Origin of the sequence: Brunnivagina elsteri CCALA 953 (genome assembly GCF_002289455.1) — a bacterium.
Taxonomy (GTDB): Bacteria; Cyanobacteriota; Cyanobacteriia; order Cyanobacteriales; family Nostocaceae; genus Brunnivagina; species Brunnivagina elsteri.
The window spans coordinates 1-9,270 of record NZ_NTFS01000262.1 but is presented as its reverse complement, the minus strand read 5'-3'; the positions used below and the strand labels follow the sequence as shown (position 1 = coordinate 9,270).

The 9,270-nt window shown below is 38.4% G+C and carries 8 protein-coding genes; 2 read left to right on the top strand and 6 right to left on the bottom strand.

Translation table 11 applies throughout. The annotated features are described in order from the left end of the window. Positions 1 to 133 precede the first annotated feature (133 nt). The 4 genes from CK510_RS20325 to CK510_RS20310 form a co-directional block, all read right to left on the bottom strand. Complete coding sequence (locus tag CK510_RS20325; protein ID WP_095723434.1) at positions 134 to 799, bottom strand: hypothetical protein; 666 nt, start codon at positions 797 to 799, stop codon at positions 134 to 136. 320 nt (positions 800 to 1,119) lie between these two features. After that, on the bottom strand, positions 1,120 to 2,400 hold the full coding sequence (locus tag CK510_RS20320) for a DNA-processing protein DprA (protein WP_095723433.1): 1,281 nt from the start codon (positions 2,398 to 2,400) through the stop codon (positions 1,120 to 1,122). Between the two features lie 9 nt (positions 2,401 to 2,409). After that, complete coding sequence (locus tag CK510_RS20315) at positions 2,410 to 4,509, bottom strand: RecQ family ATP-dependent DNA helicase (RefSeq protein ID WP_095723432.1); 2,100 nt, start codon at positions 4,507 to 4,509, stop codon at positions 2,410 to 2,412. 424 nt (positions 4,510 to 4,933) lie between these two features. Beyond that, positions 4,934 to 6,223, bottom strand: a complete 1,290-nt coding sequence (locus CK510_RS20310; RefSeq protein WP_095723431.1) for a Glu/Leu/Phe/Val family dehydrogenase — start codon at positions 6,221 to 6,223, stop codon at positions 4,934 to 4,936. Positions 6,224 to 6,590: 367 nt separating this feature from the next. Here CK510_RS20310 and CK510_RS20305 point away from each other — a divergent pair, with 367 nt between their 5' ends. After that, complete coding sequence (locus CK510_RS20305) at positions 6,591 to 7,019, top strand: DUF6636 domain-containing protein (protein WP_095723430.1); 429 nt, start codon at positions 6,591 to 6,593, stop codon at positions 7,017 to 7,019. Between the two features lie 23 nt (positions 7,020 to 7,042). Then, positions 7,043 to 7,531 carry a hypothetical protein gene (locus tag CK510_RS20300; protein WP_095723429.1) on the top strand — a complete coding sequence of 163 codons (489 nt, stop codon included), beginning with the start codon at positions 7,043 to 7,045 and terminating at the stop codon, positions 7,529 to 7,531. 58 nt (positions 7,532 to 7,589) lie between these two features. On the opposite strand, the gene CK510_RS20295 is transcribed toward CK510_RS20300, so the two are convergent. Further along, the gene (locus CK510_RS20295; protein ID WP_095723428.1) at positions 7,590 to 8,168 is read right to left on the bottom strand and encodes a Uma2 family endonuclease; all 579 of its coding nucleotides are present in this window, start codon (positions 8,166 to 8,168) and stop codon (positions 7,590 to 7,592) included. A 477-nt stretch (positions 8,169 to 8,645) separates the two neighbouring features. Next, positions 8,646 to 9,152 (bottom strand): DUF2085 domain-containing protein, encoded by a 507-nt coding sequence (locus tag CK510_RS20290; RefSeq protein ID WP_095723427.1) that lies wholly within the window; start codon positions 9,150 to 9,152, stop codon positions 8,646 to 8,648. Positions 9,153 to 9,270 lie beyond the last annotated feature (118 nt).

Here is a 9,270-nt window from a genome sequence, read left to right as displayed (position 1 = left end):
GTTTTAAATTGCTAGAACCATTGATTTTTAAGGTGTTTTAGGGTATGAATCAGCCCTGCTTGGTAAGGGGGGTAATTCCGAGGTATCAGGGAAAAACAGACTTGTGTGTACACCGTAGTTGCCAAAGGGAGGGTTAGGGAGTTAAAGTCAGCTTTCTAATTTCTGCTTGTACATCGATCGCAATTTGTAATGATTGATTGAGAATTTGAGCGTATTCACTAGCATCTTGACTAACTTGCAGAGCTTGCAAACTAGCTAAATTATTACTAAGTAATTCTTGATGATTAGCAAGTAATTTTTTATTATCGCGTAAAATCCGTTCCATTTTTAATGATCGAGCCAAATCTTCGCGAATTAGTTGTAATCCGGAGATAACTTTTGTGCGATCGCGAATACTAGCTTGGGAATTTGTGGATGTTACCAGTTGGTCATTGATATCAATTGCTTTGATAACATCGTGATATCTGTCAACTTCATCTAAAAGAATTGTGACAACTTGCGGACAAGTGAAGCGTCGATACAGCCAACGTCCAAAAATAACAGCAATTGGTACAAAAATTAATAGAGTAATTCCCCAGGGAATCGACGAACCAATTGTGGGTAAAATTAGGAATGCATAAATTAAGCCGACTATAAGGGGAGTAAGTGCGATCGCAATTAGTATTTCATTTGCGAAAAACCCGACTCGTTTCTGCTTATCCCCCATTATAGAAGGACGAAACACCTCATCAGGGTCAAAACCAGTCAAACGTCTGAGTTCCCCCTTACTGATTTCTAAACCAAGTAAATCAGCCTCCATCAATAAAATACTCCCACAACAGGAACCATTTGCGTACTTATTGTAATAGGTAATTGGCAGTTTCACCCATAAAAAAAGGTTGGGAACAGAGATAACCCCCATTGCCACAACCCTGATAGAATGCTTGGTGCATAAGGAAAATACACCTTAACCTTCTGCAAAACGTACTGTAGAGATGCGATATCTTCACATCTATAAATTAACTACACCAGCAAAAATCTGATTCCTAAAATATTTTGTTTAGCAGTACTAAAACATTCACTAACTTCTTTCCCTCTTTTCTTGGCGGCTTGGCGGTTCAAAATGTTATATAATCACAATTATAATAAAGAAAGCTGAGTAACTTCTTGACTAACCACATAAGCAACAGGCTTGTTAGTTTTTCTCACCTTACCTTCCATCACTGCCAGATTTAACCAATCCTGCATTTGTGATTGTCTCACATTTAAAGATTCAGCCAGCGATTTAATATCTATAGGTCGTTGTAAATGATTGAGAATCACAGGTAAAACAACTTCATAAATATCTTTTGAGTGTTTTGAACACAATTGAACCGGTTGTGGAGCAATCTCTAAAACTGGCTCTGGAGATACTAATTCCGGATTCGATGCAGACATCACCAAAACATCTTTTAACGAACTATTCCAAGGTTCAGACGGAAAAGGTTTTGCTCCCTTCCTTTGTAATTCTAAATTACCATCCGATACATGGGGATGGGATACTCCTTCTGAGTCACTAGCCTCCGGCAATGCTAAAAGCATACGCGATCGCACAAAAACAGGAATATCCTTAATTTTAGCTAAAGCTTCCACCGCACCAGCCCAAGTACCACCCTGATTCACCGTAGAATTGACCACAAGAGCATAATCTGCTAAAGCATAAATATACTTGTTTCGTCCCATTGCATTACCAGTATTAAAACCAGCATCAGGATCGTAACTCGAAACCAAGGTAAGTCTACCCTCCTTAATGCTACTACGGTACTTGCTATTTACCCCAGCCTTAGTCAAGCTGTCAGCTAACACCCCTACCGACGTTCCTCCAGCCTCTAACACCCCTAACATCGCGGCTTGGTCTACCCCACGCGCCCCACCGGAAATCACCTGTATTGCCTGTTCTGCCGATGTCTGAGTGACTCTTTGGGTGTAGCTCAAACCATCTTCATCGATATCACGAGAACCAACAATCGCTAATCCTCCCAAAGACAATAGTTCTAAATTACCAACTCCGTACAAAATCGCTGGTGCTGAGTGTCTTAATCGTTGTTTGAGACGTTTGGGATAATTGCGATCGCTTCTTCCCATGACCCATAATCCCTGATTTGTCCACTTCTCAACTGCTAAACTTAACATTGCACCACGTTTAAGTAAAGCTAATAATCTATCGGGATTAAGTTTTTTATTGGTAATTTGTTGTAATTGTTCTTTTGCTGTGGCTTCGAGTAAATTTGCTGGACGCATTTGATTTTCTAGCAACCAGTCAGCAAATAAGTTATATTCGCTCAGAGTCAAGGGTTGTGGTTCTGTTTGTCGATTTTGTCCGAAGCTAGCGCACAAAAGCAAAATTGCCTGGGTATCTGTTGATAATACATGATTTGACATGATTTTAATTTAATCACCTTGCCCTAATGTGTTGAGTGCTAATGCCACAGGAAAAACCATACCACTACCAGCACGTCGTAAAAGTGCGGAAATTACAGTCAAAGTCCAACGCGAATCTACCATATCATCAACTAAAAAAACAGCACCTCCCATTCCTTCCCAAGAATCAACGGTAAAAGCTCCATCTAAATTATGAGATTGTTGGAAGCTATTACTCATATTTTTTTGTAAATTGGTTGGACGAATTTTCTGGATAATCGGGATAAAGGGTAAATTTAATTTTTTAGCCAATCTTTGAGCAAAATTAGGAACAAGTTCAAGATGATTTAATGAGGGTACACAAGTTACCCAAGTTGGAAAAGGTTGAGGTTGCCAACGTTGAATCATTTCCAAAGTACCTTGAATTAATTCATCATCAAAATTATGATTTTTATATTTTCCTTGTTTAACTAATTCTCCCCAACCTGCATCTCCCCAGAGAGATAAAGCTTTGCCTAGTTCGGCTTTTAAGTTATCTTTTATTTTCCCAGAAAAGCCATAAATAGGGAATGTTTTAGCTATCCACATTTTCCGAGGCTCAATAAGTTGTTCGCTACGACGTAAATATTGAATTGCTTTATTTACAAGTTCAATTGAAGCAGTCTCATTTAATAAAGGTTGACCTAAACAGACAGAACATTTACTACAATCTGTCGGATTTGGGTCATCTAATTCCCTTGCCAAAAAAGTCATTAAGCATTCTTGACTTTGCATATATTCCCGCATTCGAGCTTGTTCTTGATAACGAATTTGGGTTAATTTTGCAATTTTCTCAGTATTGATTTTATAATTAATTAGAGTTGCGTACCATTTAGAATTTTGTTTAGTAATAGGAGCAGGTGATTCTAATGAAAGTAGTTTCAAAACTTTATCAATTTGTCCCCGCGAAATATTTAATTGCTGTTCCATTTCAGCTATCGAATAACCATCAACAGCTTGATTGAGAATATTTAAAACTTGTTCTGTATGAACTTCCGGTGAAAACGCTGTATTAATAAAGTAATTGCTAATTTCATCATCTTCATTCCCACTCAGCAAAATTCCGTAAGCTTTTTCCACTGCTCTACCTGCTCGTCCAACTTGTTGATAATAATGGACAACAGAACCAGGACGTTGATAATGAATTACAAATCCTAAATCGGGTTTATCAAAACCCATTCCTAAAGCAGTTGTGGCGACTAAAACTTTGATTTCATTTCTAATAAGTTGTTCTTCCAATAGTTGACGAATATCATTTTCTAATCCACTATGATAAGCTGCCGCATTAATTCCCTGACCTTCCAACCAATTAGCAACTCTATCAGCATCCTTAACAGTTAAAGTGTAAATAATTCCACTTCCTGGTAACTTAGGAACATGTTCTGCTAACCATGCCATTCGCACTGCGGGACTAGGAATATAAATATTTTGCAAATGTAAACTTGGACGAGTTAAACTACCTCTAAATACTTGTAAACTTGCACCCAACTCACTAATAATATCATTGACAACACGATTATTTGCAGTTGCAGTTGTGGCAAGAACAGGAATATTTTCAGGCAGTGCTTGTAAAATTCTGACAATTCGTCGATAGTCAGGACGAAAATCATGTCCCCAGTCCGAAATACAATGAGCTTCATCAACAACAAATAACCCAATTCTTTGAGATACTGGTAAAAGAACTTTTTCTCTAAATTCATCATTTGCTAACCTTTCGGGAGAAATTAGCAACACATCGACTTTATCTGCTAATAACTGCGCTTTCACTAATTCCCAATCATCTGTATTACTAGAATTAATCGTAGCAGCTTTAACATCAATACGTTGTGCTGCGGCAATTTGGTTCCGCATCAAAGCTAGTAACGGTGAAATTAACAGAGTACAACCACCACCACCATCTCTTAACAAACGAGTTGCTAAAAAATAAACCAAACTCTTACCCCAACCAGTTCGTTGCACAACCAACAAACGCGATTTGTTCTGAATTAATTCTGCGATCGCTTCCCATTGTCCAGGACGAAAATTAGCTGTTGGGTCATTAAGAGCTTGACGTAATAGCAATAATGCCCGATTTTTAAGTTGGTTAGTCATACATCCCTGGTGTTAAATTGTTTTTTCCTTTCTAACATCAAAGAAAATCAACACCAAGAGAGAATACTCTGATAATTCTAAATATACTAAGAAATCTGAATTAAATAAAATATAACTCTTGATTGTATAAATTTATGTTGGGTTACGCAGTGACTCCCCAACCTATAAAGAATTGTATTCAATAAACCGGGTTTCTCTTTAACTCAGTATGACTATCTTCGATACAACATGGGAGAGAAACCTGGTTTCTCCCATCATCGAATGCTTGATACAACAAAGAGTTCTCGCGTTTAGGGAGAAATTGGGTTTCTGGGATTATCTCAACGATTAGAGATTTCGCATGGGGGAGAAACCCAATTTACTGAGTTTTTCTGACTTTCAAAACAGTCGCTACAAATAATTGTATATTAATAAATCCTTGTTCCTAAGGATACAAACCCCTATCTGCCAAAGCTTTAGCAACCCTACCCACACCCAAAGTATAAGCTGCCAACCTCAACGGTATCTGTCGTTTTTTCGACTGCTCCACAACTTGGTGATAAGCATGTACCATCAACTTTTCCATTTCACCATTAACCCGTTCCTCATCCCAAAAGAGATAAGATAAACCTTGCACCCATTCCAAATAACTGACAACCACACCCCCAGCATTAGCCAAAATATCCGGTAAAACAGTCACCCCTCGCGCTTCCAACGACCGATCGGCTGCCAAAGTCACCGGACCATTTGCGGCTTCCGCAACTATCCTCGCTTGGATTTGGTTGACATTTTCCTCAGTAATTTGGTTTTCCAAAGCTGCGGGAATCAACACATCGCAAGGTAATATTAATAACTCTGCATTACTAATCGCGATCGCTTGGGGATAACCAACCAAACTCTTGTTATTCTCCATCATGTAAGCTTTCACCCCAGGAATATCTAAACCAGATTCAGAATATACACCTCCCGAACCCGTCGAGACAGCGATTACTTTTGCCCCTGCTTCGTGGAATAAATGGGCTGCTGCACCACCAACATTCCCAAAACCTTGAATCACAACCCGCGTACCTTCCAGGGACTTACCCTGGTCTTTTAATGCCTCACGGACAACAATCATTACACCTCTTCCCGTTGCCATTTCCCTTCCTAGCGAACCACCGATAGATAATGGTTTACCCGTGACAACTCCCGGTACAGAATGTCCCACATTCACCGAGTAAGTATCCATCATCCAAGCCATTTCCCTCGCAGAAGTACCCATATCTGGTGCAGGTATATCTACAGAGGGTCCAATGTCTTTAATTAACTCACTAATAAAACGTCGGGTGATACGTTCGAGTTCACCAACACTATAACTTTTTGGCGCGATCGCAATTCCTCCTTTTGCACCACCATAGGGGATTCCCAGCAACGCACATTTCCAAGTCATCAACATTGCCAGTGCTGATACTTCCCGTAATGTTACAGCCGGATGGTAACGAATACCACCTTTGTATGGTCCCAACACATCGGAATGCTGTACCCGATGTCCAGCTAAAACTCGAATTTCTCCATTATCTAATTTAACGGGAATCGAGACTGTGATTACTTTTCGCGGATTGCTGAGGATTTCTAATATACCTTGGTCTAGCTTTAATTCCTTTGCTGCTGCTTCCAGGTAGCTGCAAGCTTGGTCGAAGGGGCAAATATGGGCTGGAGAAGGAGTTTCCAGGGGCAACATGGAAGGGGAAATCATAAGTTTTTCTCCTATGCAGAAGCGGATTTAATATATAAATTTATATTCTGATTATCCTGCGTTTGTAGAAAAAATTGTGATTTTTGTAAAATTCGTTACAGTTTTTTCATATATTGGTTTGATGTATAAAGTCAAAAAAACTGGAGATAGGTAGACGAAAACAGGTATAGAGTTTACTTGATGTCTGTATTCTTTTTTGTGTACGAAATCTTGGCTTTGTGAAATCTTTATCAAAGTTACGTATCTTTTCCCTATTGTTTGTGGGTTAGTAGGGAAGCACAATTAGATATAAAGCGATCGCACTTAATTCTTTTAATTATTAGGAGCAAAACTTCTATAAAATATTGTGAAAATTAGGGTTGAGTAAATGAAGCTTTTTAATCTGCTGACATCTGTTACAACTGCTGTAACTAGTTTGGTTTTAATTGCTGTTTCCAGTTCTACAAGTATCGCTCAAACATCCGATAGCTTTAAAACGCCAACTGGTAATATTTTCTGTTCTATGCAAGATAAATATTTGCGTTGTGACATTCTCAAAAATTCAGCAAAATTACCACCACAACCAAAGGATTGTAATTTGGATTGGGGTAATGCTTTTGCTTTAGAAATAAGAGGAAAAGGTGTTCGTGCATGTCATGGTGACACGATAGTAGACCCAAATTACCCAGTTTTAGAATATGGTAAAACTTGGAAGAGAAATGGCTTTACTTGTACATCTAGAAGTACTGGATTGACTTGCACTAAACAAGATAAAAAAGGTTGGCAACTGAGTAAAACTCAACAGAAATTTATCTAAAAATAATAATAAATCAAATAACAATGCATAAATTACTAACAAGTTTAATGGCACTGGGATTAGTTTTCGGTTCATCTGTGTTAGGGGAGCTTACCGGAGGTATCGCAAATGCAGATACAGCTTATGAGAAGTTCAAGAAAACCCAAATGGCTGAATTTTCAGGGGATAAAGCACCAGAAAATTGCCGAGAAAGGAAATTGGAAGTCAAGGAAAATGGGAATAAAATAGTTTACGAGCTTTGTGCAGTTAAAGGAAAAGCGATTTATTTACGCTCTAGAAATGACGACGTTGTTCACGGTTTCTATAATTTTAAAGCTGGTAAATTAATCCAGGTTGATGCTCCTGATGCTTTTGTTTCGGTTGGATATCGTAATGGACAACCAGTGGTAAAGTGGGATTGGGGGAATGAGACTGTGGACTATAAATTGAGTGCAGATTTTAAAGCCTCATCACGAGAAGATGTTGTGAAAATTAACGGAATTCTCAAGAAATTTGGGATAAGAACACAATAATGCAAATGTAACTGATTTTAGATGCGGGATATATCCCGTTTCTAAAGTTAGATGTATTTTAGGCAAAAAATTGTTTCACCTTACAGCTAAAACCTGGTAATAATGGCGAATTAATGACATCATCGGTAAATAAAGTTGCAACTTGAACTAACAGAAAATTTTGTAGTTCATTTTGACGACGATATATTTCTAATTGTTGTAATCGCCAATTTACAATCCAATATTCGCGGACACCTTTAATCGAATATAACTTTAATTTTGCTTCGCGATCGCGTCGTTCATTGTTGCTACCTTCGGAGAGAACCTCTACAATTAATTCTGGCGCTCCTGTTAAATGTCCTTCAGCATCTACAAGGGTTGCTAATCGTTCATTACTAATCCAAACCACATCGGGAATTACATTATCAGCGTCGGAAAAAATTATTCCTGGTGTTAAGATTGGCTGACCATTGCCAGTCTCTTCAGACCAAAATAGTATTTTAGCGTAGATGCGTCCACCAGCGTTTTGGTGTCCAATGTGAGGTGCGCGAGTCACAAACAGTTCTCCATCTATAATTTCGTAGCGCTTCCACTCGTCGTTAGTAAGAAGCTCTAAATCGGCAATTGTCCAGCGAACTCTTTCAGGTGTTTGAGTCATGGCTAGATTCTCCAAAATATACGTTTATTTTAACTTAAATTCAACTCTCTAAATCTAGCTATTGGAGATATGCGATCGCATACAGTTAAACCTCGTCTACCTTGAGAACTGTAGTTTTTCGTAAAGATTTTGAGATTGCTACCCTGCGGGTAGGCACGGAGTGACTTCCGAAGGTAGCCGAAGAAGCCAGTCTACCTTACGTCGCAATGACGGAAAAGAATAATCAAAAACTCCAGGTTCCGAAATAGACGAGGTTTATCAGCAGGAATTGCACCTAAATACTGTCATTTTTTATTTAAACAAAAACATCTCAATCTAACAAATCAAATATAGATTTAAAAATTTTGATTGCTGGATTATTTCGCCCAGTGCATAATAGTTAATGTTGGGTTACGGCGCAAATATATTTATCGTTCTGTTTCAAATATTTATCTTGCGCCTTCACCCAACCGACAATAAATAATATAATAACTCGATTTACTCAATCTCTTTTTTATTATGAAATATCGGCATGGTAAATAAACCCCATGCTAAACCAGTCACCAATCCAAATGGTGTGACGAGATAATTATTAAAATCCCAATATCCCAAAACCTGTGCAGCTAATTCCAACGGATATGCCATCATCAAGACTGCCGCGATCGCAACTCCATTCCATCCATACTGATTCAACCAGTACAATTCTTTACCACTGCTAATTGCGTACAACATGCGTGTAATCAGTAATCCTGTAACTGTGCCGTAACAACGCATACATACAGCCATAATAAAAGGTGGTGCTAATTCTAAGCCCATATTTGGCTGCGGACAAACATGAAAACCCATAAAATAGATAATATTGCCGATAATTGGCAGCATTGCCAAACCCGATGCTGCAAGGAAAGGAGCAATTAGGGGACCAATTACCATACCAGAAAGCAGAAAGTCTGTAATAATACTCGACCAACGAATTTGAGATGGTGTTTTAAAAATTACCCCTTGCATTTTCTTTTGCGTCCTTTGCTGTTTACTATTCTTTAATTAACTTAACATTATCCACAATAAAATTACCCCACCCTAACCCTCCCCTTGGAAAGGGGAGGGAACTGGATTTTTATTTTCC